Origin of the sequence: Halalkalibacter akibai JCM 9157 (assembly GCF_000513135.1) — a bacterium.
Lineage (GTDB): Bacteria > Bacillota > Bacilli > Bacillales > Bacillaceae_D > Halalkalibacter > Halalkalibacter akibai.
In genome coordinates this window covers 14,708-38,059 of record NZ_BAUV01000014.1, presented here as the reverse complement: position 1 = coordinate 38,059, position 23,352 = coordinate 14,708, and the positions used below count along the sequence as shown (strand labels likewise).

The window sequence follows — 23,352 nt, the reverse complement described above, 5'->3', positions numbered from 1 at the left end:
TATGATAGGTAGAACACATCACTGTGGAACGCTACGGGAACAACATGTAGGAGAAAAAGTACAACTAAAAGGCTGGGTGCAAAGACGTCGTGATTTAGGCCAGGTTATTTTTCTTGATATTCGTGACCGTTCTGGTTTTGTTCAGGTTGTATGTAGCCCAGAAATTGAGCAAGAAGCATTAAAAGTAGCTGAACGAGCTCGAAATGAATATGTTATTGAGTTAGAGGGAGAAGTTGTAGCCCGTGACCCTAAAACGGTAAACGATAAAATTCCAACAGGATTAATCGAAGTTCATGTTAAGAAGTTTACGATTTTAAATGCTGCGAAACCTCTGCCATTTCAAATTGAAGCCGATACGGATGCTTCAGAGGATGTTAGGTTAAAGTATCGTTATTTAGATTTACGTCGTCCAGATATGCAAGAAACCTTTAAATTACGTCATCAAACAACTAAACTTATTCGTAATTTCTTAGATGATGAATTATTTATGGAAATTGAAACACCAATGCTAACGAAAAGTACACCAGAAGGAGCTCGTGATTACCTTGTTCCTAGTCGGGTTCATCATGGGGAGTTTTACGCATTGCCTCAGTCACCACAGTTGTTTAAGCAACTTTTAATGGTTTCTGGATTTGAGCGTTATTATCAAATCGTTCGTTGTTTCCGAGATGAAGACTTAAGAGCAGATCGTCAACCAGAATTTACTCAAGTCGATATCGAAACTTCATTTATGGATAAAGAAGATTTACTAGCCATGACTGAAAAAATGATGGCTAAAATCTTAAAAGAATTAAAAGGTGTAGAATTAACACTACCGCTACCACGTCTTACATATGATGAAGCGATGAATCGTTTTGGTTCCGATAAACCAGATCTTCGCTTTGGTATGGAATTAACTGAGCTATCTGACGTAGTGAAAGATTCTGAGTTTAAAGTATTCCAATCAGCATTAGCTAGTGGTGGAACGGTTAAAGGCTTGAATCTGAAAGGCGGAGCAGGTAAATTATCGCGTAAAGAAATTGACGGCTTAACTGAATTTGTGAAGCAGTATGGAGCAAAAGGATTAGCTTGGTTAAAAGTCGAAGAAGATGGACTAAAAGGACCAATTGCTAAATTCTTTGAAGGGGACATAGCTACTTCATTAAAAACAGCTTTAAATGCTGAGGTAGGGGATTTGTTATTCTTTGGTGCCGATAAGAAACAAGTTGTGTTTGATAGCTTAGGAGCATTAAGATTGAAATTTGGTAAGCAGTTTGACTTAATTGATAAAGATCAATTTAACTTCTTATGGGTCGTTGACTTCCCGCTTGTTGAATTTGATGAAGATGCTAAGCGTTATGTTGCTTTACATCATCCATTTACAAGCCCGAAAAAAGAAGACCTAGATCTACTAGCTACAGATCCAAAAAGTGTAAGAGCTGATGCGTACGACCTTGTATTAAATGGTTATGAACTAGGTGGAGGATCTCAGCGTATTTATCAACGCCATATCCAAGAGCAAATGTTTAGCGCGTTAGGATTTACTCCTGAAGAAGCACGTGAAGAGTTTGGCTTCTTATTAGATGCTTTTGAATTTGGAACTCCACCGCACGGAGGAATTGCCTTAGGGTTAGATCGTTTAATTATGCTGTTAGCAGGTCGTACGAATTTACGTGATACCATTGCTTTCCCTAAAACAGCCAGTGCGAGTGACTTATTGACTAATGCACCAAGTGAAGTAAGTGTAGAACAACTTATTGATTTAAATCTTTCTGTTATCGGTAAAAAATCTGAAAAAGTGAATGCGTAATTGACAATTCAGATTACTTACCGTATAATCACGATAACTAAATAGGAACGTTTAATATTCCAACTTATCTAGAGAGGCGGAGGGACTGACCCTACGAAGCCCAGCAACCGTTTTGCATTAGCCATGCAAAAAAAGGTGCTAAATTCAGCAGAATGACTTTATTCTGAAAGATAAGAAAAGGCACCCAAAACCTTTCCTTGTCGGAAAGGTTTTTTTTATCGTTTTTAGCCAACAAGGTCGAACTTCACCTTGTTGGCTAAAACGAAGCAACGAGAGAAGCCAATGCAAAAGTCTGAGTTGGAGTTCGGAACCGTTGCAAGATCTTAAGCGGTCTCTTAGCGAACTTCTCAGAGGCTGCGAGCAACGAGTGGAGCCAATGCAAACTTCCCGGTTGGAGCGGAACCGTTGCAAGTTCTTAAGCATTCTCTTAGAGAATGCCAGCAATTAGCACAAAAAGGAGAGGGGAATGAATATGCTACGTATAGGTCTGATTGGGTACGGAACAGTTGGAAGTGGGGTTGTTGAACGCCTAGCGGAAACGAAAGCAGAAATTGAACAAATAGTGGAGGACCAATGTGAGATTGCAGCTGTTTTGGTAAAAGATAGACAGAAGAAACGGGCAGTAAATATAAATGCAATCGTGACAACGAGTTGGGAAGAGTTCTGTGAGGCTGCTAATTATGATTTAATTTTTGAAGCGATTGGTGGTATTGAACCAGCTTTTACATACACATCGACTTGGCTAAAAAAGGGAATTCCCGTTATCACAGCAAATAAAAAATTGGTAGCAGAAAAAGGCTGGCTTCTTGAGAGTTTAGCAGCAGAATACGATACTTATTATGGGTATGAGGCAGCAGTAGCTGGAGGAATACCTATTATTAATGCCTTAAAGGGTACTTTAATGACAACTTCTATTTCAAGAGTCTCAGGTATTTTAAACGGAACGACAAATTACATGTTAACAGAAATGATAGAAAATCACCGTAGTTTCACTGACGTATTAATGGAAGCACAGGAATTGGGTTATGCAGAGGCAGATCCTACCGATGATATAGAAGGTTTTGATGCTTGGTATAAAATTAGAATCTTAAGTCGTTTATGCTTTGGTACATGGCCTGACGAAAAAAATATTACAAGAATAGGAGTTTCTGAGGTTGAGGATTGGCATGCGGAAGTTGGCGAGAAGTTTAACTTTAAAATTAAATTAATAGCGGAGGCAAAAAAGGTTGGAACCGAAGTTAAAGGCCATGTTACTCCTGCTTTTCTAGTTGATACAGAGCCGTTAGCAAGTGTGAGAGGCGTGACGAATGGAATATCTCTTGAAGGTAGCCAAATTAATCAACTTCTTTTCATCGGACCTGGTGCAGGAAAAGAAGCTACTTCAAACAGTATGATTGAAGATTTTTTGTTCCATGAACGTATGAAAAGTAGTGGCAGAGTTTTCAAAAGTAATAAAGAAGTAGAGGTCAAGGAGACTTACGAGCATGCTATTGTTTTTATCAAGCATGCAGAGAGAGCACGTGCACTCGAGTGGATCAAGGAGATGAAAATAGTTGTTTTAGATACGTATGACCATTATGAGGGTGAAGGTTGGATCATTTGTAATCAAAAGGTACCTTCACCGTTTAAGAAATTTCCGATCTATGGTGACGTATCTAAAAGGAGAAGAGTGAAAAAAGTGCATTCAGCGCAGCTCGGGTCGATCTGATTTCAACTTACGGTAGGCACTTACTAACGAGTAGGCATCTTCTTTAATATAAAACGTTCGAACCCCTTTATCAGTATGTATATAAAGAAAGCCCATTGCGTCAGTTTCAGGCTTTTTTCGGTAAGAAATATCAAAGATGGATGTTAATGGGAATACATCGTCTTTAACCGTTAATTGGTTCTCAAACAGATGTATGTCAAACTTGGTTTCAACGATTCGTTTTTCGGTCCAACCAATTTCTTGGCGGATTTCTACACAAGTTTGTGAAGCAAGAAGGTTCATTCAGACACATCCTTTTGCAGTTTATATATAGTATATAACTGTAACATAAGGGCGTAATTTTTCCAAATATATGATGGTGAAATATTCTGAATATTGATATTGACCGACTGAGTATTTGTTGTTAAAATAGGGTTAACGAAGTAAGATTCCTAAGATGTTCGTATAAGTCTATGTGTATTGAGCCAACATTTTTAAGACGGGAGCTCAAGTTGAATGTGTACTTACAAGCCTTGAAAGCTGAAGGACGTAAAAGCATACTCACAGTGCACCCACCTGCTAGGAGCAGGTTCAAAACAATAGATGAAACGGCGTCACTGGGATTCTTACTATACATACTTTTAACTAACAACTTCTTTAAAAACAGGGAGTTGTTTTTTGTATTGCCAGCGCTTTTAGACTTTTGATTTCTGCTATGGTATAGTCATCCGTAGATAAGTTTGGAAGGAGTTAAGTCGATGTTGCATCAATTTTCTAGAAATGAGTTAGCGATAGGCTATGATGGTATTGAGCTTTTAAAAAATAGTACAGTAGCAGTTCTTGGAGTCGGAGGTGTTGGTTCTTTTTCAGTTGAAGCTTTGGCACGCTCTGGAGTTGGACGTTTGATCCTAGTTGATAAAGACGATGTTGATATTACAAATGTAAATAGACAAATTCATGCTCTTTTGTCCACTGTTGGCAGGCAAAAAGTTGAACTAATGAAAGAACGGATCGCAGACATTAACCCTGATTGTGAAGTAATTGCATTAAAAATGTTCTATACTGAAGAAACATTTGAACAATTCTTTAGTTATGATATAGATTATGTGGTCGATGCTAGTGATACAATCATTTATAAAATACACTTAATGAAACAGTGCTTAGAAAGAAATATCCCAATCATCTCTTCAATGGGTGCTGCAAATAAAATGGATCCAACAAGATTCAAAATTGCGGATATATCAAAAACAAGCTATGATCCTATTGCCAAAGTAATCCGGACAAGATTACGTAAAGAAGGAATACATAAAGGCATAGAAGTGGTGTATTCTGACGAGCAGCCTATTAAGATACGAGAAGAAATTAGAAAAGAGATTGTATCTGAAGCAGCTGAGTCAGGAAAAATTAGAAAAGCTAAAATGCCACCATCTTCTAATGCATTTGTCCCGTCGGTTGCAGGTTTAATTATGGCAGGACATGTTATTACAAGACTTTTAAAAGATATTGAAATTCAGCGGTAATTATAAGTAAAAGCAAAATGAACATCAATTAATAAAGATCACTCTTAAACTAATAAGCAAGCAGGCAATGAGATCAAAGATGTGAAGGATTAAACTTGACAGAGGTTGGAGTAAAAAGGTCTTCATAGGGCCGGTGAATACTTAAACTAGGTCGAAGTTGGAGTAAAAAGGTTATCATAGTGCTGCTGAAGACCTAAACTAGGTCGAAGTTGGAGTGAAAAGGTCTTCATAGAGCCGATGAAGACCTAAACCAGGTCGAAATTGGAGTGAAAAGGTCTTCATAGAGCCGATGAAGACCTAAACTAGGTCGAAGTTGGAGTAAAAAGGTTATCATAGGGCTGCTGAAGACCTAAACCAGGTCGATGTTGGAGGGGAAAGTTCTTCATCAAGTCAACTCCTATCGAAAGTATGTAAATGGCTTAATCAAAAATGGTTAGCTATTATTAAAATAAACCGAATGCACCGCGATTGCGGTGCATTTGGTTTTTATCCATTCTTATTTCGCTAATTTCTCTAAATTACCATTCTTGTCCATTTTGAATGAAGCAGATGAAAGGGAATCTTCATCTTCTAAGATCGCTAGCCTTCTAGCACGATTCATTATTTGAATTAGAGATTGATAATCCTCTTCAATAATACTATTATCTTGTTTAATTTTCTTTAATTCACGTTCAAGTTCCTGGTTACGAATTAGTAGTTCGTTATTTTCTTTAGCTAACTTTTCATTCTCACGTTGGAGAGCAGGAGTTTGAGCGTTACTTTGTGCTAATGTTTGTAGGTATTGAACAACCGACTCTAATGACATCTCGCTATCTAGTGATTGCGTCATATGTTCCATCATCGGTTGTGGTGTCCACATAGGTCTCATTTGTGGGTAGTAAGAAAATGAAGCAGCACGTTTTCTTTCTTTGCGTTCTTTTTTTGCTTCTGCGATTTGTTTCATAAAACGATTACGGACGACTGCGTTCCATCTAAATCCGCAAGCTGCAGAAGTACGATTCAACTCGTCACCTACTTCATCAAAAGCTCTTAATTGTGTGCTACCTTCTTTTATATGTTTCAGGACCGTTTCTGCTAATAATACATCATCTTCATGTGACCAAGCATCTTGTCTTACTTTCATTCTAATCAACTCCTAAATAGTATTGTTCTAGTTGCTACAAATTCTAACCAGATCGAATAAGATTTATACAAGGATGATAGAAAAAGATGAAAGTAATCAGAAATATTAGAAAGTGCGTTGCTGTACAGCACGTATTGATTGAAGAATAATCTAGAAAAATATTAGTTGGTGCTATAGTTATGTGAAACTTGTATAGATACATGAAAAAACTAGATATTTTTAGTTTTCATTTTTCTGAAGTCGTTCATATACATCGGCTAAAGCCGATTCAAATTTTCCTGTTCGCTTAGGTTGATAATAAGATCGGTTTTTCAAAGCATCAGGTAGGTATTGTTGCTTAACCCAACCGTGTTCAAAGTCGTGTGGATATTTATAGTCAATACCACGCCCGAGTTCGGTTGCACCTTGGTAATGCGCATCTTTTAAGTGCTTAGGGACTGCTCCGATATTGCCTTTTTGAATATCAGCAAGAGCAGCATCTAGCGCTTTATAGGCAGAGTTTGACTTAGGAGATAAGCAGAGCTCAATAATTGCATTTGCTAAAGGGATTCGCGCCTCGGGAAAACCAAGTCTTTCCGCGGATTCGATTGCTGCAAGCGTTCGAGGTCCCGCTTGTGGATTAGAGAGTCCAATGTCTTCATAGGCAATGACAAGTAAACGTCGATTGATGCTAATAAGATCGCCAGCTTCAATTAATCTAGCAAGGTAATGTAAGGCCGCATTCACGTCACTTCCTCTGATTGATTTTTGAAATGCGGAAAGAACGTCATAATGGGCATCCCCGTCTTTATCATGTTGAAAGCTTCTTTTTTGAATACATTCTTCTGCTGTTTTCAGTGGGATGTATTTTTCACCGTTTTTATTAGGATAAGTAGACAAGATAGCTAATTCTAATCCATTCAAAGCTGAGCGAACGTCTCCACCGCATGCATGGGCTAAATGACTCAGTGCAGCTTCTTCAACGATGATCTTTTCTTTACCATATCCATTTGTATGATCATCTAGTGCACGTTGTAACGCTCGTTCGATATCAATTGGCGTTAGCGGTTCAAGCTCGAATATTTGGCAGCGACTTCGTATCGCTGGATTAATAGAATGATATGGATTAGCTGTTGTGGCTCCTATTAAAATAAGTAATCCACTTTCAAGGTAAGGCAATAAAAAATCTTGCTTTCCTTTATCTAAACGATGAACCTCATCTAATATTAAAATAAGCTGTCCGTGCATTTTCGCTTCTTCTACCGCAATTTCCATATCTTTTTTATTATGGACAACAGCATTTAACATTTTAAAGGGAGTACCTGTTGAACCTGAAATTGCGCTGGCAATTGAAGTTTTACCTATACCGGGGGGACCGTATAAAATCATTGAAGAAAGTTGTCCAACGTCAACCATGCGCCTTAATAAACTTCCTTCTCCGAGTAAATGTGTTTGACCGATGATATCCTCAACTTTATGTGGTCGCATTCGAAATGCAAGTGGTTGTTTCTTCATAATGGGGAAGCCTCCGTATTAGAATCTTAGTGTAAGTGTAAACGATGACTTGTAAAAAAACCAACGATATAATGACTTAAAACAACCTTGATTAACAAACTTTAAAACGACTTCTCAATCAATACTTTTGATTGTCTTATAAGCCATCTAGAACTATTTCGTGCTATAATGGCAAAGAATTAATATAGAGAGAAGGGATTTTCTCTTGGAGAAACCTGTCTATCATCATAGTAAACGTACATTTTTTTTACGATGGGGAATATTTTTACTTGGATTAATGGTCATGTCTTTAGGGATTGCGTTGATGATTCGTGCTGAGTTAGGAGGAGCTCCTTGGGATGTTCTTCATTTAGGCTTGAGCTTTCAACTCGGTTTAACAGTTGGAACGTGGTCTATTATAATGGGAGTAGTTATTTTACTCTTAACGACCATGTTGACTAAATCCTTACCACAAATAGGTGCCTTTATTAATATGCTTTTTGTTGGATTGTTTATTGATGTATTTATGTGGCTTATCTCAACACCTTCTTACGTTTTTTTTCAATATATTATGTTGGGTTTAGGAATCATTATCATAGGTTATGGAATTGGAATATATATTGCTCCGCGATGTGGCGCTGGTCCTCGTGATAGTTTAATGTTAGCTTTACAAGAAAAGACAGGTTGGAAGGTTCAGTATGTTCGTGGTCTTATGGAGATCATCGTGCTAACCTTTGGATGGTTATTAGGTGGAACAGTTTTCATTGGGACACTGTTATTCTGTTTTGGAATTGGCTCGGTAGTGGGGATTACGTTGCCACAATGTCAGCGAGTATTCGATTATATAATAGAAAGAGGGAATAAGGATGAAGATATCAACAAAGGGACGTTACGGCCTTACCATCATGATGGCGTTAGCTAAACGAACGGGAGAAGGTCCTATTTCGCTTAAATCTATTGCTAAGGAGTATGATTTATCTGAACATTATTTAGAGCAGTTAATTGCGCCCCTTAGAAATGCGATGTTAGTTAAGAGTGTGCGTGGTGCATATGGTGGCTATATGTTAGCAAAAGAAGCGAAGGATATTACTGCCGGAGATATTATTAGAGTTCTAGAAGGGCCAATTAGTCCGGTTGAAGTGTTAGAAGACGAAGAGCCGGCGAAACGGAACTTATGGATAAAAATTCGTGATGCTGTCAAGGATGTACTTGATAACACGACTTTAGATGATTTAGCAAATTATGAAGATTCAGGTGATCAAGAATATTTTATGTTCTATATATAATGAATGAAGGATAACAACAAATTTAATGTACAAGAAGGTGAATGAACGTGGAGGTAATTTACGTCGATCATGCTGCTACATCGCCTCTTCACCCAGATGTGTTAGAAAAGATGCTTCCATATTATCAAACGTTATTTGGTAATCCATCAAGTATCCATCAAGTAGGTAGACAAGCAAGACAGGCTCTTGATCAAGCACGTAGCCGGTTAGCTAGTCTGTTTGCTGTCTCTGAGCAAACTCTCGTGTTTACAAGTGGCGGAACCGAGGCGGACAATATGGCCATTATCGGATATGCTCTTGAAAATGAAAACAAAGGTAAACATATTATTACTTCTCAAATAGAACATCATGCCGTTTTGCATGCTTGTGAAGAACTCGAAAAACGGGGGTTTGAGGTAACCTACTTGCCGGTAGATGAAACAGGTAGGGTCAGGTTAAATGATGTGCAAAAATCTCTGCGAAATGATACGATTCTTGTTACGCTCATGTTTGGAAATAATGAAGTAGGAACGATTCAGCCGATCAAAGAAATTGGAGAATTGATAGAGAATCATCAAGCCGTTTTTCATACGGATGCTGTTCAAGCTTGTGGTGGAATTAACTTGAAGTTAGATGAATTAAAAATAGATATGCTTTCAGTATCTGCTCATAAAATTAATGGCCCAAAGGGAATTGGCTTATTGTACATCCGAAATGGAGTAAAGGTAAAGCCTGTACTATTTGGTGGTGAGCAAGAGAAAAAGCGAAGAGCCGGTACGGAGAATGTCGCAGCAATTGTTGGATTTGCTAAAGCGTTAGAGTTAGCACTTGAATCTATGACTAAAAGACAAGAGCTTTATCAACAGTTTGCTCAAATTCTGACGGACACTTGGTTAAAGGAAAAGGTTGAATTCATGATTAACGGACATCAACATGAACGGTTGCCACATGTATTAAATGTTAGTTTTCCGGGTGTAAATATAGAATCATTGTTAATGAATTTAGATTTAGCTGGTATTTGTGCTTCAAGTGGTTCAGCTTGTACGGCTGGTTCGATTGAACCATCTCACGTTCTTGTTGCGATGTTTGGCCAGGCTACTGAACGCATTCAATCAGCGGTTCGCTTTAGTTTTGGACTAGGTAATACAATAGAAGAGATTGAACATGTTGCCAGTCAAACGGCTCAAATTGTAAAAAGGCTTGGACAACAAAAGGAATTTATCAGCTAGAAATATAGGCGGTGGAAAAATTGAATAAACGACCAGAAGATACAAGAGTCGTAGTTGGAATGTCTGGAGGAGTTGATTCCTCTGTTACAGCTTTAGTTCTGAAGGAACAAGGGTATGATGTGATCGGAATCTTTATGAAAAACTGGGATGATACAGATGAGAATGGTTTCTGTACGGCGACTGAGGATTATGAAGATGTCATTCGAGTGTGTAACCAAATTGGAATTCCGTATTATGCTGTTAATTTCGAAAAGCAGTATTGGGACAAGGTTTTCACATACTTTTTAGAAGAATATAAATCAGGGAGAACGCCAAACCCTGATGTGATGTGTAATAAAGAAATTAAATTTAAAGCTTTCTTAAATCATGCGATGCAACTAGGTGCTGACTATGTAGCTACAGGGCATTATGCACGAGTAGAGGAAAGAGAAGGCCAATATGTTTTACTTCGTGGAGTAGACAACAATAAAGATCAAACATACTTTTTAAATGCTTTGTCACAAAAGCAATTGTCAAAAACGATGTTTCCGATTGGTCATATTCCGAAAAAAGAAGTTCGTGAACTAGCGTTAAAAGCCGATTTGGCTACAGCTAAGAAAAAAGATAGTACAGGCATTTGTTTCATTGGAGAAAGAAACTTCAAAGAATTTTTAAGTGAGTTTTTGCCTGCACAGCCTGGTGAAATGCAAACATTAACAGGTGAAGTAAAGGGTCAGCATGATGGTCTAATGTATTATACATTAGGACAACGGCAAGGACTTGGAATTGGTGGAGCTGGTGAGCCATGGTTTGTGATTGGTAAAGACCTCGAGAAAAACGTATTACACGTTGGTCAAGGGTTCCATCATGAAGGCTTATATTCAGAAGGTCTAGATGCAATTGGTATGAATTGGATCAATGGGTTGCCGGCTGAAAAAGAGCTAACCCTCACAGCAAAGTTCCGTTATCGTCAAGACGACCAAGAAGTAACAGTTTATCCAGGAGAGAATGACACATTACGAGTGCACTTTCATGAACCACAACGTGCGGTTACTCCAGGACAAGCTGTTGTCTTATATGATGGAGAAGTTTGTCTAGGTGGCGGTACAATTGATCATGTTATTAAAAAGTGGGAAAATGCCTAATTTAGGTATTTTCCTTTCATTTTGTTTGATATAAAAGACCTTTAGAAATGGGGAATATTCATGTTTAATGAAAAAGGAATTGCATATATGAATGAACGAAATTACGAGGAAGCAGCTAAGATGTTTAATCAAGCAATTGAGGAAAATCCAAAAGATCCGACTGGTTTTATTAATTTTGGGAATTTGCTTGGAGTATTAGGAGAGTTTGAACGAGCGTTAGTTTTCTTTGATAAGGCTATTGGTTTAGATGAGGATGCTGCGACTGCTTATTATGGAGCAGGTACTGTTTATTATAAACAAGACCAATTTGAAGAAGCCGTAAAAATGTTTAAACAAGCATTAGTAAAAAAATTAGATGAAACAGATGTTCACTTCATGCTAGGAATGAGTTATTACCAACTAGGAGCTCTTCCTCATGCATTAGCTTCTTTTAAAACAACGGTAGAACTTCAGCCAAAAGACATTGACGGTCGATTTCAATATGGATTATGCTTAGCACAATTAGAACAAATTGATCAAGCAATAAAAGAGCTAGAAGAAGTCGTTCAATTAGACAATAAACATGCAGATGCTTATTTTAATTTAGGTGTCGCTTATGCTTATAAAGAAAGAGCAGAAGATGCTTTAGACGCTTTTGAAAAAGCTCTTCTCATTCAGCCAGATCACGCGCTAGCAGCCAATGGAAAGAAAACAATCGAACAAGCTATGAAGTAAGGATGATGATTGTGAATGAGGAATCACTTTTACCAGAAAATGAAAAAGCTATTGACCGAGGATTTATAAAGGGCAACGTCATTCATATTGTTTTTCGGAATGAGGAAAACTTTTATACAGTCGCACTTATTCGAGTACAACAAACAAATGAAGAGATAAAAGAAAAGAAACTAACGGTTGTTGGGGTTTTACCTAAATTAGAGCAAGAAGAGACTTTTTTGTTTTTTGGACATATAATTGATCATCCTAAATTCGGTATCCAATATCAAGTCGAGCAATTTAGAAGAGATTTACCACAAACCAAAAATGGAATCATTCAATATTTATCAAGTGATCGCTTTCCGGGAATTGGTACTAAGACAGCTGAAACGATTGTGGAAACATTAGGGGAAAGAGCCATTACGAAAATTGTTGAGAATCGCTCTGTTCTAGATGAAATACCGAAATTGGCCAAAGATAAAGCTGATGCCTTATATGAACAATTGATTGACCAACAAGGGGTGGAGCAAGTTCTGATGACATTATCAAAGCATGGTTTTGGTATCGAACTCTCCATGAAAGTTTATCAAGCTTATGGGTTACAAGCTCTTGATATTATCCAAACAAACCCTTATCAACTTATTGCCGATGTGGAAGGGATAGGATTTAGAAGAGCAGACTTACTCGGTGCAGCGATCGGTATTACAGGAAATCATCCAGATCGAATTCGTGCTGGTTGTTTGTTTTTACTGCAAGAACTTTGTCTTTCAGACGGTCATGTTTATTTAGAAAAGAATGCTCTGATTCCTCATGTGATTTCACTTCTCTCTAGCTACGAATTAAAAATCGAAGTTGAAGAGGTTGAAACACAAATTTCACTCATGCATGAGGAAGATGTTTTATATATAGAAGATGAACGAGTTTATATGAAGACTCTTTATTTTGCTGAAAAAGGGATTGTCACAAGCGTTCGCAAGCTGTTAAGTGAAGAAGTTGAGGATCAATTTCCTGAAGCGGAATTCCTTAAATCATTAGGGAAGTTAGAAGAGGAGCTAAAGATGGAGTATGCTCCGTCGCAAAAGGAAGCGATTCAAACTGCTCTCTCGTCTCAATTAATGATCTTAACAGGTGGACCGGGAACAGGAAAGACGACTGTTATCAAGGGTATTGTAGAGTTGTACGCCAGGTTGCATGGTCTTCCTTTGGACGAAAAAGCGTATTCAAAAACGAACCCATTTCCAATCTTACTTGTTGCCCCAACAGGTAGAGCCGCAAAACGGATGAGTGAGGCGACAGAATTACCTGCGACGACCATTCACCGACTGCTCGGCTGGAAAGGTGGAAATGGTGGTTTTGATAAAGGAGATCATGAACCGTTAGAGGGAGAATTATTAATTGTTGATGAATCTTCAATGGTCGATATTTGGTTAATGAATCAGTTATTAAAATCTGTTCCAAAAGGGATGCAAGTCGTTTTAGTTGGTGACCAAGACCAACTACCATCTGTTGGTCCAGGACAGGTGCTGCGCGATTTTCTAGACTCAAAAGTTATTCCGACCGTACATTTAGTTGATATCTACCGACAAGCTGAAGGCTCAACTATTATTGAACTTGCACATGCGATGAAACAAGGTACAATGCCAGGTAACCTACCTGAACCCCAAAAGGATCGACGCTTCTTTCCTTGTCAGCTTGATCAAGTACAACAAGTAGTTGCGCAAATTTGTGAAAATGCAGCCAAAAAAGGCTATACAGCAAAAGATATTCAAGTGTTGGCACCGATGTATAAAGGTAGCGCGGGTATAACGGAATTAAACACGATGTTGCAAAATTTGTTCAATCCGAAAACGGAACAACGCCGAGAACTAAGTTTTGGTGATGTAGTTTATCGAACTGGAGATGTTGTACTACAGTTAGTAAACAATCCGGAAGAGAATGTGTATAACGGAGACCGCGGAGAAATTGTAGCGATTTTTTACGCGAAAGAAAATCAGGAAAAACAGGATCAATTAGTAATCTCCTTTGATGGAATCGAAGTCGTGTATTTGAAAAAAGATTTAAATCAAATTACTCATGCTTATTGTTGTTCCATTCATAAAGCACAAGGTAGTGAATTTCCGATTGTAGTGATGCCTGTAGTTAAAAACTATGCACGAATGCTCCGAAGAAACTTACTGTATACGGGAATTACTCGTGCGAAGCAATTTTTACTTTTATGTGGAGATTTAAAAGCTATGCATACCGCCATTACGCAAAAAGAAGAATTAGTTAGGAACTCAATGTTACAATTCAAATTGCAAAATTTAAAGGTGGAAAAAGCTGACCAACATAACACATAAAAAAAGCCACAAACTAAGAATGTTCGGAAAGGTGGCGATTAGCTTTGCGGACATTTTCAACCGTTGAGGGATTACCGGTTATTTCTTTGTCTTCTGGCGAAGAATGTGGACACATATTAGATCTTTTTTATGAGAATGGATCAATATGTGGCTTTATGATAGATGCAAAAGGTTGGTTTACCAAACATCAATTTCTTCCTGTATCAGCTATTAAAAGTATTGGTACAGATGGGGTAATGGTTGAACATCCCCAAGATTTAAAGCCGATCACCCATAAAATAAAAAATTGCTATTCTTTAAAGACAGGCAAAAAAAAATTACATGGAACGGCTTTGTTAACAGCTGAGGGAGAGAAATTAGGGCTTTTGGAGGACGTATATTTTATGGAAGAACTGGGCACGATTATAGGGTATGAAGTAACGGAAGGTTGGTAGCAGACTTAGTTGAAGGTCGTAGAGTCGTTAAGACGAATGCTAGTCTAACGATTGCTGATGGCCGTGCCATCCTATCTGATTAGAAGGGAGCCTTATAATCATGCGTTGTCCAAATTGCCAGAGCAAAGATATCGGAAAAATTGGAACGAATCAATATTATTGTTGGAATTGTTTTGTTGAGATGAGTTTATCAAAAGGTAAGCTCTCCATGCATCAAGTTGAAGAAGACGGCTCACTAAGCTCATTGGATGATTTGTTTGAAGAACAGGACCTTCAAATTGAGATGGAAGCCCAGTAATCGTAAGAGACGATTTTTTTTAAAAAAAAAGAGTGATTCTACTAATGACTATAGCAGTCGTTAGACGGAGTCTCTCTTTTTTTGTATGGATAAGAATTGGTTGCACACAATAATTGATGGAGGTGTGCAAGTATGAACAAGGAATTACAACAAAAGTGGATATATCGTCTTACTCTTATTCTGCTTTCGTTACTAGTTATTTACATGATGGTTCAACTCGCTCCGCTCTTATCACCATTAGGACAAGTCATTAGAGCTTTACTACTACCAGTTGGTATTGCAGTAATTTTAACTTATTTGCTTCATCCTTTGGTGGAAAAATTACATGAAAACGGGTTATCAAGAGGGTTGGCTGTTCTACTCATCTTTTTCTTGATCGTGTTTGTATTCGCCTTTTTATTAATGATTGGCCTACCGGCATTTATTGAACAAATACAACATGCATTTCAGACGATACCTGATCAAGTCAAACAAATTGAAAGAGAAACAGATCGAATACAGCAACAATTAAACAACTTACCTGCTCCATTACAAGAACAGTCCCAGGAGTGGAGAGTTCAGTTAGAACAAATCGGAAAAAGTGTATTCGATCAAATTGAAGCAGCCGCTTTATTTTTAATAAAATCTATGTTTTCGTTTATTGTTATTCCGTTCTTAGTGTTCTTTTTCTTAAAAGATCATGAACTTATTCAAAAGGTAGCGTGGTATCTCACACCTCGAAAAGCTCGCAATGAGTTAAAAAGATATGTGAAAGATGTAGATCATACATTTGGTAGTTATATTCGAGGGCAGCTACTTGTCTCTTTATCCGTTTTTATCATTTCTACGATTGGTTTATGGGCTTTAGGTGTTCCTTATCCCATCGTTTTAGGTTTTTTTATGGGGATTATGGATTTAATTCCTTACTTTGGACCATTTATTGGGGCGATTCCTGCCGTCATTATTGCCTTTTTACAGTCTTGGCAATTAGGTGTGTTCACGATTATATTAATATTTGTTATTCAACAAATAGAAGGAAATATTCTTTCTCCTGTTATTGTAGGAAAAACCCTTCATCTTCACCCAGCCTTAATTATATTAGCCCTTTTAGTTGGGGCTGAAGTCGGGGGATTTATTGGGATGTTGATTGCGGTTCCAATTTTGGCAATTGGAAAGGTAACGTTATTACACATTCGCCTTCACTTTATGAAAGATTGACAAGTAAGAGATCAATTTTTATAATAAAAGGGCAAATAGACAAGTGAGAAAACGTTGAAGGAACAAGTATGAAGCAGCCCGTTTCAAGAGAAGTGTACCCGTGGCTGAGAGGTACACTAAACGAAGAGTTTCAGAAAGCTACTCCCGAGTGCAGATAATCTCTGCCGTCCGCCGCGTTAAGGCTATTAAGTGATAGACAGTTTAATGTCTATAATTAGGGTGGTACCGCGTGATCATAACTCTCGTCCCTTTTTGGGGGATTGAGAGTTTTTTTGTTTTTATTTAACGCATTTAAGGTAAGAATTAAAAAATAAGGAGATGACGAAAGTGAAAAAACTTAGTTCTGCTGAAGTAAGACAAATGTATTTAGATTTCTTTAAAGAAAAAGGACATGATATCGAGCCAAGTGCGTCTCTTGTTCCTCACGAAGATCCTTCTTTATTATGGATTAATAGTGGAGTAGCAACCTTGAAGAAATATTTCGATGGCCGAGTTATTCCTGAAAACCCTAGAATTACGAATGCTCAAAAATCTATTCGTACGAATGATATTGAGAATGTAGGAAAAACAGCCCGTCACCATACTTTTTTTGAGATGTTAGGTAATTTCTCAATTGGAGATTACTTTAAAGAAGAGGCGATTGAGTGGGCTTGGGAATTCCTAACTAGTGAGAAATGGATTGGTTTTGAAGCAGAAAAATTATCTGTTACCGTTCACCCTGAGGATGATGAAGCTTATAACTATTGGAAAGAAAAAATTGGCATTCCAGAAGAACGAATTATTCGTTTAGAAGGTAACTTTTGGGATATTGGTGAAGGTCCAAGTGGTCCTAATACAGAAATTTTCTATGATCGTGGTGAAAGCTATGGCAATGATGAAAATGATTCTGAACTATACCCTGGTGGAGAAAATGAACGTTACCTAGAAGTTTGGAATTTAGTGTTTTCACAGTTCAATCACAATCCAGATGGTACATACACACCGTTACCGAAGAAAAACATTGATACGGGTATGGGATTAGAGCGAATGGTTTCTGTCATTCAAGATGTTCCAACAAACTTTGAGACAGATTTGTTTATGCCAATTATAAAGGCAACAGAAGAGATCTCTGGTGTGAAATATGGAGTAGATCAAGAAAAAGATGTTGCTTTTAAAGTAATTGCAGACCATGTCAGAACCGTAACATTTGCTGTTGCAGACGGGGCGCTTCCTTCTAATGAAGGTCGTGGTTATGTTCTTAGAAGATTGTTACGTAGAGCTGTTCGTTACGCTAAGTTGATCTCAATCCATCGACCATTCATGTACGAGCTAGTACCTGTAGTCGGAGAGATTATGGTTGATTTCTACCCAGAAGTGAAGGACAAAACAGAATTTGTACAAAAAGTATTGAAGAATGAAGAAGAGCGATTCCATGAAACGCTTAATGAAGGACTATCCATCCTTGAAAAAGTGCTAGATGAAGCAGTTGCTGAAGGGAAAACTCAAATTGCAGGAAAAGACGTATTCCGTTTGTATGATACATATGGGTTCCCAGTTGATTTAACAGAAGAATACGTCGAAGAAAAAGGGTTGGTGATTGACCGCGAAGGGTTCGAACGAGAGATGGAAGCTCAACGTGACCGAGCTCGTTCTGCGCGTCAAGAATCTGGCTCCATGCAAGTACAAGATGAGATTCTTGGTCAAATTACGGAAGATAGTAAGTTTGTTGGGTACGATCATTTACAGGTTGAGGCTACAGTACAAGTAATTGTTGCTGAAAAAGAGGTTAGAGATTCAGTAGCAGCAGGAAGTACAGCTCAAGTGATCTTAAATGAAACCCCGTTCTATGCAGAGAGTGGTGGACAAGTAGCTGATACTGGATTGATTCGTGGAGAGAATGTACTAGCTGAAGTAACCGATGTAACCAAAGCACCGAATGGACAACATTTACACACAGTTGTCATTAAAGAGGGTGTTCTTGAGAAGGGTACAGTCGTAACTTGTATAGTAGAAGAAACAGAGCGCAAATCGATTGTAAAAAATCATACTGCTACTCACCTTCTTCATCAAGCATTAAAAGATGTTGTAGGAACTCACGTCAACCAAGCTGGATCCTTAGTGTCTGAAGACCGTCTTCGTTTTGACTTCTCGCACTTTGGACAAGTAACAGCTGAAGAGTTAGCAAAAGTTGAAGACATTGTAAACGAACAAATTTGGAGTGCGCTAGAAGTTGAGATTTCGTTGAAGAAGTTAGACGAAGCGAGAGAAATGGGAGCTATGGCTCTATTCGGTGAAAAATATGGTGAGACCGTTCGAGTTGTAAAAGTTGGAGATTACAGCTTAGAGCTATGCGGAGGGTGTCACGTTCGAAATACAGCTGAAATAGGCTTGTTTAAGCTAGTTTCAGAATCTGGAATTGGAGCGGGCGTCCGTCGTATTGAAGCCGTAACAGGTAAAGGTGCTTATGAGCACATGAATAGTCAACTTCAACTATTAAAAGATGTTGCTTCGCATTTGAAGGTGAAACGAGTACAGGATGTTCCTGCACGAATTGAAGCAAATGTTCAACAAATTCGTGATTTACAGCGTGATAATGAATCATTAGCAGCAAAGTTGGGCAACATGGAAGCTGGTAATCTTGTTAATGAAGCGGTAACTGTTAATGGTGTAAGTGTACTTGCTAAAAAAGTTGATGCTGCTGACATGGACGGACTAAGAGGGATTGTCGATAAATTAAAACAAGATTTAACTTCTGGTATCATTGTTTTAGGGGCAGTATCTGGTGATAAAGTTAATATTGTAGCTGGAGTCACAAAAGACCTTCACCCTAAAGGTTATCATGCTGGTAAAATCGTCAAAGAAGTAGCAACACGTTGTGGCGGAGGCGGAGGCGGTCGGCCGGATATGGCTCAAGCCGGAGGCAAGAACCCAGAAGAGTTAGAGGCTGCATTAGCATTTGTAGAAGAATATGTAAATTCGATTTCCTAAATACCGTTATATGGTGTACAATGAGATTAGACAAGCTATCACCTAGATATCGAATATAGAAGGTGATAGCAATGAATGAAAGAGGTGTTTGTGATGAGCTCTATGGACAAAACGATGCAATTTAATTTTCATGATGATACGGTTGATGTTGATGTCCAAGAGGTGCTTTTCTCTGTGTATGAGTCACTAGAAGAGAAAGGCTATAACCCCATTAACCAAATCGTAGGCTATTTGCTTTCTGGAGACCCTGCGTACATTCCACGTCATAAGGATGCACGTACGCTCATTCGTAAGCTTGAAAGAGATGAACTAATTGAAGAGTTAGTAAAATCCTATTTATCACAGCACCGTAAGGAGAATGAATGAGAGCACTTGGATTAGATGTTGGAACGAAAACGATTGGTATTGCGTTAAGTGATGAATTAGGTTGGACTGCACAAGGACTTTCTACATTAAGACGTAATGAGGAAAGTCCAGAAAAGGACTTTCAGGCAATCGTAGATCTTGTGAATGAGCATAACGTTGATACAATCGTAATTGGTCTGCCTAAAAATATGAATGGTACAATTGGACCGAGCGGAGAGCGAAGTCAGGAATTTGCGGATACATTAAGTGAACTAGTATCGTGTACGATAAAGATGTGGGACGAGCGTTTAACAACTGTTGCAGCAGAACGCATGCTCATTTCCGCAGATGTAAGTCGTAAGAAAAGAAAGCAAGTAATTGATAAAATGGCTGCTGTTATGATTTTACAAGGGTATCTTGACCATAAAGGCAATTAATTGTGGATATACTTATAGAAGTGAGCCAATTTCTCATTTAAAAAATGACAATCAGAGGTGCAAAATGACAGAACAAGAAAAAGAACGTATTGTAATTCCAGACGAGAATGGTGATGAGCATCTTTTTGATGAGCTTTTCAGATTTCATGTAGATGCTACAAACAAGTCTTATATTCTTGTGACTCCAGTTGGGGCAGAAGAAGATGAGGATGAGGAAGTAGAAGTTTTTGCTTTTCGTTTTGAAGACCGTGAAGGCGAAGAAGATGATATAGCTTTATTCCCAGTTGAGACTGATGAAGAGTGGGAAATGGTTGAAGAAATGTTAAATACATTCCAACCAGAAGACGAAGAAGAATAGTAAAAAGAAAAAAACCAATTCCCAATACCAGGGAATTGAAAAGATTGGTTCCCCGAGTTCAGGGGAACTTCAGAAAAAAACCAATTCCCAATACCAGGGAATTGGTTTTTTTCTTTAAATTTTTGTGAAATGTAGTATAATAAAACGGTGGAAGGAGGAGAATGATGTCTAATTCCAACGAAAAACCACGAAATGAATTGTATGAAGAAAGAGTTTCGCAGGCGAGAACGGTTAGGAAGATCGTTTTCTTTTGTGTAATGGGTCTGTTGATTTTAGGTATTATCTTTGTTTTTAGTGCTTATTTTTATATGAAAAATACGTTGGGGCCTGTGGATCAGGAAAATCCCGAAGAAGTTCAGGTTACCATTCCGATCGGATCTACTGCTAATCAAATTGGGACAATCCTAGAGGCAGAAGGACTCGTGAAAAATGGAACGTTGTTTCGTTATTACGTTCGTTATAAAAATGAATCTGGGTTTCAGGCGGGGGATTATAAGCTATCAACTGCCATGACAATGGATGAACTAATTGCTGCTTTAAAAGAAGGTAGAATTCTACAGGATCCAGAGCTTGTTTTTACAGTTCCGGAGTAGGTGGTTACCGGATGTTGCAAAAATTATTGCAAGAGAAACCAATCATTCCGAAGAAGAAGTAATGGATCTTTTGACGGATCGTGATTATATTGAGACTTTAATTAACCAATACTCTATGTTAACAGATGATATTCTAAATGAAGACATTCATTATGCATTAGAGGGTTATTTATTTCCAGCTCGTTATGACTTTATGGAAAAGCAACCTACAATTGAAACGATTGTGGAAGAGATGCTGAAGAGAACACAAGCTGTTTTAACAGAATTCGCTTCTGAAATTGAAGACAGTGAGTATAGCATTCATGAAATACTAACGTTGGCCTCTATTATTGAAAGAGAGGCACAAAAGTCAGAAGATCGCTATACGATATCCGGAGTATTGTATAATCGTTTAGAAAAAGATATGATGCTTCAGGTTGACCCAACTGTCTCTTATGCTCTAAGAGAACATCGTTATATGACTTCTTATGCGGATTTGAACGTAGATTCTCCATATAACACTTACAGGTATCGAGGAATTCCAATAGGACCTATTGCTAACCCAGGTAAGGATTCCATTAGAGCTGCTTTAAATCCTGAGGAAACCAGCGCGATTTACTTCTATGCCCGTTTTGGCGGAGAAGTGATCTACAATGAAACATATGAGGAGCATAACAGAGCTGTTCAACAATATCGTCAAGAATGGGTTGACGGTCAATCATCGGATGAAGAATAACAAACTGACTAGAGGGATGTGTGAAGACACGCCCTCTTTTTATGTCAAACTCTTTCAGTAATGGTTAGATAAATTAAAAGGTTGAGGCTGAACAAAAACACTTTCTGAATATCATTTTAGTTATGTAACAGCCTCTATGTAATGAAAAGCAGAAGGAAGTGAAAGAATGATTAATAAGGAAGTTGAAAAATACTTGAAATCTCTTGTACCCTCACGTGGAGATGAAATTGAACAAATAGAGGAATTTGCACAAGTTAATGAGGTACCGATTATGGATTTAGTTGGGATGGAAAGTTTGTTGCAACTAATGAAGCTACACCAACCAAGAAGGATTCTAGAGATTGGTACAGCGATCGGTTATTCAGCCATTCGAATGGCAAGTGCATTGCCAGAAACGGAAATATTGACGATTGAACGGGATCAGGATCGCTATGAAGAAGCGATCAAAAATATAAATAAGTTAAATCTTGCCAATCGAATTGATGTCAGATTTGGCGATGCCCTTGAATTAGCTGAAAAACTTGAATCTGAACCCCTTTTTGATGTATTATTTATTGATGCTGCTAAAGGGCAGTACCAACGATTTTTTGATCTGTATAGTAAATTTGTAAGAAGTGGTGGAGTTATTTATTCGGATAATGTGCTTTTTCGAGGGTTAGTTGCGAAAGAGGACATCGATAATAAAAGGTTAAAAAATTTAGCGAAAAAAATAGATGGCTATAATCAATGGCTGATAGAACTAGAAGGTTTTCAAACGAGAGTTCTACCTGTCGGAGATGGACTAGCTATTAGTTTAAAGCAATAAACTGGGAGGATGGTGAAAGTGGGAATGAAACCGGAGCTACTTGTAACACCAAAGGATATAGAAGCGGTTGAGAGCTTATTTGAAGCTGGTGCAGATGCCATTGTTATAGGAGAGGAAAAATTCGGGCTTAGATTAGCTGGTGAATTTGATCTTAATGCAGTAAAACAGGCAACTGAAATCGCCCATGGGAAAAATAAAAAGGTGTATGTGTCAATGAATGCGCTGTTTCATAATGATAAAATTGACGCGCTTTCAGGTTATATTCAATCTTTAAAAGAAATTGAAGTGGATGGAATTATTTTTGGTGACCCTGCTGTATTAATGGTTGCTAGGGAAATAGCGCCAGAAATGAAATTACATTGGAATACGGAACAAACTGCTACTAATTGGTTCACAGCTAATTACTGGGGAAGTAAAGGTGCAAAGCGAGCAGTCTTAGCCCGTGAAATCAACATGGATGCTATTGTTGAAATAAAAGAAAATGCAGAAGTTGAGGTTGAAGTTCAAGTTCATGGTATGACAGCGATGTTCCAATCAAAACGTACGTTAATTGGAAATTACATGCAATTTCAAGGGAAGAATCTTGAAGTGGAAAAGCGCGATAAAAACCGCAACTTGCATTTACATGACCCTGAAAGAGAAGCAAGGTATCCGATCTTTGAAGATGAGAATGGAACTCATATTATGAGTCCAAATGATATCTGCATCATAGATGAACTAGAAGATATGGTGGACGCTGGTATTGATAGTTTTAAAATTGACGGATTACTTAAGTCTACAGAGTATATGAAAGTTGTTACAGCTCTGTACCGTGAAGCAATTGATTTATGTGTGGACGATCGCGACACATATGAAGATCGTAAAGAAAGTTATGTAAGTAAGATTGAAGAAATTCAACCAAACAATCGAAAACTCGATACAGGGTTTTTCTTTAAAGAAACGGTTTACTAGGAAGGAGGAA

23 protein-coding genes, 1 other RNA gene, 1 riboswitch and 1 other annotated feature are annotated in these 23,352 nt (G+C 38.0%); of the genes, 21 read left to right on the top strand and 3 right to left on the bottom strand.

Going from position 1 to position 23,352, the window contains the following annotated elements:
• The first annotated feature begins 1 nt into the window (after position 1).
• On the top strand, positions 2 to 1,789 hold the full coding sequence (gene aspS, locus JCM9157_RS09895; RefSeq protein WP_035664316.1) for an aspartate--tRNA ligase: 1,788 nt from the start codon (positions 2 to 4) through the stop codon (positions 1,787 to 1,789).
• A 61-nt stretch (positions 1,790 to 1,850) separates the two neighbouring features.
• Positions 1,851 to 1,966: riboswitch (SAM riboswitch) on the top strand.
• A gap of 289 nt (positions 1,967 to 2,255) precedes the next feature.
• The gene (locus tag JCM9157_RS09890; protein WP_148296844.1) at positions 2,256 to 3,497 is read left to right on the top strand and encodes a homoserine dehydrogenase; all 1,242 of its coding nucleotides are present in this window, start codon (positions 2,256 to 2,258) and stop codon (positions 3,495 to 3,497) included.
• Here JCM9157_RS09890 and JCM9157_RS09885 read toward each other — a convergent pair.
• A complete protein-coding gene (locus JCM9157_RS09885) occupies positions 3,474 to 3,779 on the bottom strand; it encodes a hypothetical protein (protein WP_035664314.1) in 306 nt (101 codons plus the stop codon). The two genes, JCM9157_RS09890 and JCM9157_RS09885, sit on opposite strands and share 24 nt — an antisense overlap.
• 143 nt (positions 3,780 to 3,922) lie before the next feature.
• Between JCM9157_RS09885 and ssrS the strand changes: the two genes are divergently transcribed.
• Both ssrS and JCM9157_RS09880 read left to right on the top strand, forming a co-directional pair.
• Positions 3,923 to 4,104: non-coding RNA, 6S RNA (gene ssrS / locus JCM9157_RS23940), on the top strand.
• A 130-nt stretch (positions 4,105 to 4,234) separates the two neighbouring features.
• Positions 4,235 to 4,996 (top strand): tRNA threonylcarbamoyladenosine dehydratase, encoded by a 762-nt coding sequence (locus JCM9157_RS09880; protein ID WP_035664313.1) that lies wholly within the window; start codon positions 4,235 to 4,237, stop codon positions 4,994 to 4,996.
• A 496-nt stretch (positions 4,997 to 5,492) separates the two neighbouring features.
• On the opposite strand, the gene JCM9157_RS09875 is transcribed toward JCM9157_RS09880, so the two are convergent.
• Together JCM9157_RS09875 and JCM9157_RS09870 are read right to left on the bottom strand one after the other, a co-directional pair.
• Entirely contained in the window at positions 5,493 to 6,119 is a 627-nt protein-coding gene (locus tag JCM9157_RS09875; protein ID WP_035664311.1) for an RsfA family transcriptional regulator, read from the bottom strand.
• A 219-nt stretch (positions 6,120 to 6,338) separates the two neighbouring features.
• The gene (locus tag JCM9157_RS09870) at positions 6,339 to 7,613 is read right to left on the bottom strand and encodes a replication-associated recombination protein A (protein ID WP_035664308.1); all 1,275 of its coding nucleotides are present in this window, start codon (positions 7,611 to 7,613) and stop codon (positions 6,339 to 6,341) included.
• A gap of 205 nt (positions 7,614 to 7,818) precedes the next feature.
• Here JCM9157_RS09870 and JCM9157_RS09865 point away from each other — a divergent pair, with 205 nt between their 5' ends.
• From JCM9157_RS09865 to JCM9157_RS09790, 17 genes are all read left to right on the top strand, one after another.
• On the top strand, positions 7,819 to 8,514 hold the full coding sequence (locus JCM9157_RS09865; RefSeq protein WP_035664306.1) for a YczE/YyaS/YitT family protein: 696 nt from the start codon (positions 7,819 to 7,821) through the stop codon (positions 8,512 to 8,514).
• Positions 8,459 to 8,878: a cysteine metabolism transcriptional regulator CymR gene (gene cymR, locus JCM9157_RS09860; RefSeq protein ID WP_035664304.1), complete on the top strand. Its 420-nt coding sequence runs from the start codon at positions 8,459 to 8,461 to the stop codon at positions 8,876 to 8,878. The genes JCM9157_RS09865 and cymR overlap by 56 nt, the downstream gene beginning before the upstream one ends.
• A 47-nt stretch (positions 8,879 to 8,925) precedes the next feature.
• The gene (locus JCM9157_RS09855) at positions 8,926 to 10,086 is read left to right on the top strand and encodes a cysteine desulfurase family protein (RefSeq protein WP_035664303.1); all 1,161 of its coding nucleotides are present in this window, start codon (positions 8,926 to 8,928) and stop codon (positions 10,084 to 10,086) included.
• A 20-nt stretch (positions 10,087 to 10,106) separates the two neighbouring features.
• Positions 10,107 to 11,210 (top strand): tRNA 2-thiouridine(34) synthase MnmA, encoded by a 1,104-nt coding sequence (mnmA, locus tag JCM9157_RS09850; protein ID WP_035664301.1) that lies wholly within the window; start codon positions 10,107 to 10,109, stop codon positions 11,208 to 11,210.
• A gap of 60 nt (positions 11,211 to 11,270) precedes the next feature.
• Positions 11,271 to 11,924 (top strand): tetratricopeptide repeat protein, encoded by a 654-nt coding sequence (locus tag JCM9157_RS09845; protein WP_035664300.1) that lies wholly within the window; start codon positions 11,271 to 11,273, stop codon positions 11,922 to 11,924.
• Between the two features lie 11 nt (positions 11,925 to 11,935).
• Complete coding sequence (gene recD2, locus JCM9157_RS09840) at positions 11,936 to 14,242, top strand: SF1B family DNA helicase RecD2 (protein ID WP_235714877.1); 2,307 nt, start codon at positions 11,936 to 11,938, stop codon at positions 14,240 to 14,242.
• 44 nt (positions 14,243 to 14,286) lie between these two features.
• Positions 14,287 to 14,676 (top strand): PRC-barrel domain-containing protein, encoded by a 390-nt coding sequence (locus JCM9157_RS09835; protein ID WP_235714876.1) that lies wholly within the window; start codon positions 14,287 to 14,289, stop codon positions 14,674 to 14,676.
• A 100-nt stretch (positions 14,677 to 14,776) separates the two neighbouring features.
• Positions 14,777 to 14,974: a YrzR-like zinc ribbon domain gene (locus tag JCM9157_RS09830; RefSeq protein WP_035664299.1), complete on the top strand. Its 198-nt coding sequence runs from the start codon at positions 14,777 to 14,779 to the stop codon at positions 14,972 to 14,974.
• A gap of 132 nt (positions 14,975 to 15,106) precedes the next feature.
• On the top strand, positions 15,107 to 16,171 hold the full coding sequence (locus JCM9157_RS09825) for an AI-2E family transporter (RefSeq protein ID WP_035664298.1): 1,065 nt from the start codon (positions 15,107 to 15,109) through the stop codon (positions 16,169 to 16,171).
• 45 nt (positions 16,172 to 16,216) lie between these two features.
• Positions 16,217 to 16,424 (top strand) — a binding site (T-box leader).
• 74 nt (positions 16,425 to 16,498) lie between these two features.
• Positions 16,499 to 19,138 (top strand): alanine--tRNA ligase, encoded by a 2,640-nt coding sequence (gene alaS, locus JCM9157_RS09820; RefSeq protein WP_035664296.1) that lies wholly within the window; start codon positions 16,499 to 16,501, stop codon positions 19,136 to 19,138.
• Positions 19,139 to 19,231: 93 nt separating this feature from the next.
• Positions 19,232 to 19,504, top strand: a complete 273-nt coding sequence (locus JCM9157_RS09815; protein WP_035664388.1) for an IreB family regulatory phosphoprotein — start codon at positions 19,232 to 19,234, stop codon at positions 19,502 to 19,504.
• Positions 19,501 to 19,920, top strand: coding sequence for a Holliday junction resolvase RuvX (ruvX, locus tag JCM9157_RS09810; protein WP_035664293.1), 420 nt, complete (start codon positions 19,501 to 19,503; stop codon positions 19,918 to 19,920). The genes JCM9157_RS09815 and ruvX overlap by 4 nt, the downstream gene beginning before the upstream one ends.
• 64 nt (positions 19,921 to 19,984) lie before the next feature.
• Positions 19,985 to 20,278 (top strand): DUF1292 domain-containing protein, encoded by a 294-nt coding sequence (locus JCM9157_RS09805; protein WP_035664290.1) that lies wholly within the window; start codon positions 19,985 to 19,987, stop codon positions 20,276 to 20,278.
• 164 nt (positions 20,279 to 20,442) lie between these two features.
• Positions 20,443 to 20,871 (top strand): endolytic transglycosylase MltG, encoded by a 429-nt coding sequence (locus JCM9157_RS25740; RefSeq protein WP_268870939.1) that lies wholly within the window; start codon positions 20,443 to 20,445, stop codon positions 20,869 to 20,871.
• Positions 20,849 to 21,586 (top strand): endolytic transglycosylase MltG, encoded by a 738-nt coding sequence (mltG, locus tag JCM9157_RS09800; protein WP_268870938.1) that lies wholly within the window; start codon positions 20,849 to 20,851, stop codon positions 21,584 to 21,586. Before JCM9157_RS25740 ends, mltG begins: the two co-directional genes overlap by 23 nt.
• A gap of 166 nt (positions 21,587 to 21,752) precedes the next feature.
• Entirely contained in the window at positions 21,753 to 22,391 is a 639-nt protein-coding gene (locus JCM9157_RS09795) for an O-methyltransferase (RefSeq protein WP_035664289.1), read from the top strand.
• A 24-nt stretch (positions 22,392 to 22,415) separates the two neighbouring features.
• Positions 22,416 to 23,342 (top strand): peptidase U32 family protein, encoded by a 927-nt coding sequence (locus tag JCM9157_RS09790; RefSeq protein ID WP_035664386.1) that lies wholly within the window; start codon positions 22,416 to 22,418, stop codon positions 23,340 to 23,342.
• Positions 23,343 to 23,352 lie beyond the last annotated feature (10 nt).

Coding starts and splice junctions, on each gene's coding strand:
- cymR (WP_035664304.1), top strand. CDS start 8,459: ATGAAGATATCAACAAAGGGACGTTACGGCCTTACCATCATGATGGCG.
- aspS (WP_035664316.1), top strand. CDS start 2: ATGATAGGTAGAACACATCACTGTGGAACGCTACGGGAACAACATGTA.
- JCM9157_RS09880 (WP_035664313.1), top strand. CDS start 4,235: ATGTTGCATCAATTTTCTAGAAATGAGTTAGCGATAGGCTATGATGGT.
- JCM9157_RS09790 (WP_035664386.1), top strand. CDS start 22,416: ATGAAACCGGAGCTACTTGTAACACCAAAGGATATAGAAGCGGTTGAG.
- JCM9157_RS09805 (WP_035664290.1), top strand. CDS start 19,985: ATGACAGAACAAGAAAAAGAACGTATTGTAATTCCAGACGAGAATGGT.
- JCM9157_RS09830 (WP_035664299.1), top strand. CDS start 14,777: ATGCGTTGTCCAAATTGCCAGAGCAAAGATATCGGAAAAATTGGAACG.
- JCM9157_RS25740 (WP_268870939.1), top strand. CDS start 20,443: ATGTCTAATTCCAACGAAAAACCACGAAATGAATTGTATGAAGAAAGA.
- JCM9157_RS09875 (WP_035664311.1), bottom strand. CDS start 6,119: ATGAAAGTAAGACAAGATGCTTGGTCACATGAAGATGATGTATTATTA.
- JCM9157_RS09795 (WP_035664289.1), top strand. CDS start 21,753: ATGATTAATAAGGAAGTTGAAAAATACTTGAAATCTCTTGTACCCTCA.
- JCM9157_RS09845 (WP_035664300.1), top strand. CDS start 11,271: ATGTTTAATGAAAAAGGAATTGCATATATGAATGAACGAAATTACGAG.
- ruvX (WP_035664293.1), top strand. CDS start 19,501: ATGAGAGCACTTGGATTAGATGTTGGAACGAAAACGATTGGTATTGCG.
- JCM9157_RS09870 (WP_035664308.1), bottom strand. CDS start 7,613: ATGAAGAAACAACCACTTGCATTTCGAATGCGACCACATAAAGTTGAG.
- JCM9157_RS09825 (WP_035664298.1), top strand. CDS start 15,107: ATGAACAAGGAATTACAACAAAAGTGGATATATCGTCTTACTCTTATT.
- JCM9157_RS09890 (WP_148296844.1), top strand. CDS start 2,256: ATGAATATGCTACGTATAGGTCTGATTGGGTACGGAACAGTTGGAAGT.
- JCM9157_RS09885 (WP_035664314.1), bottom strand. CDS start 3,779: ATGAACCTTCTTGCTTCACAAACTTGTGTAGAAATCCGCCAAGAAATT.
- JCM9157_RS09815 (WP_035664388.1), top strand. CDS start 19,232: ATGAGCTCTATGGACAAAACGATGCAATTTAATTTTCATGATGATACG.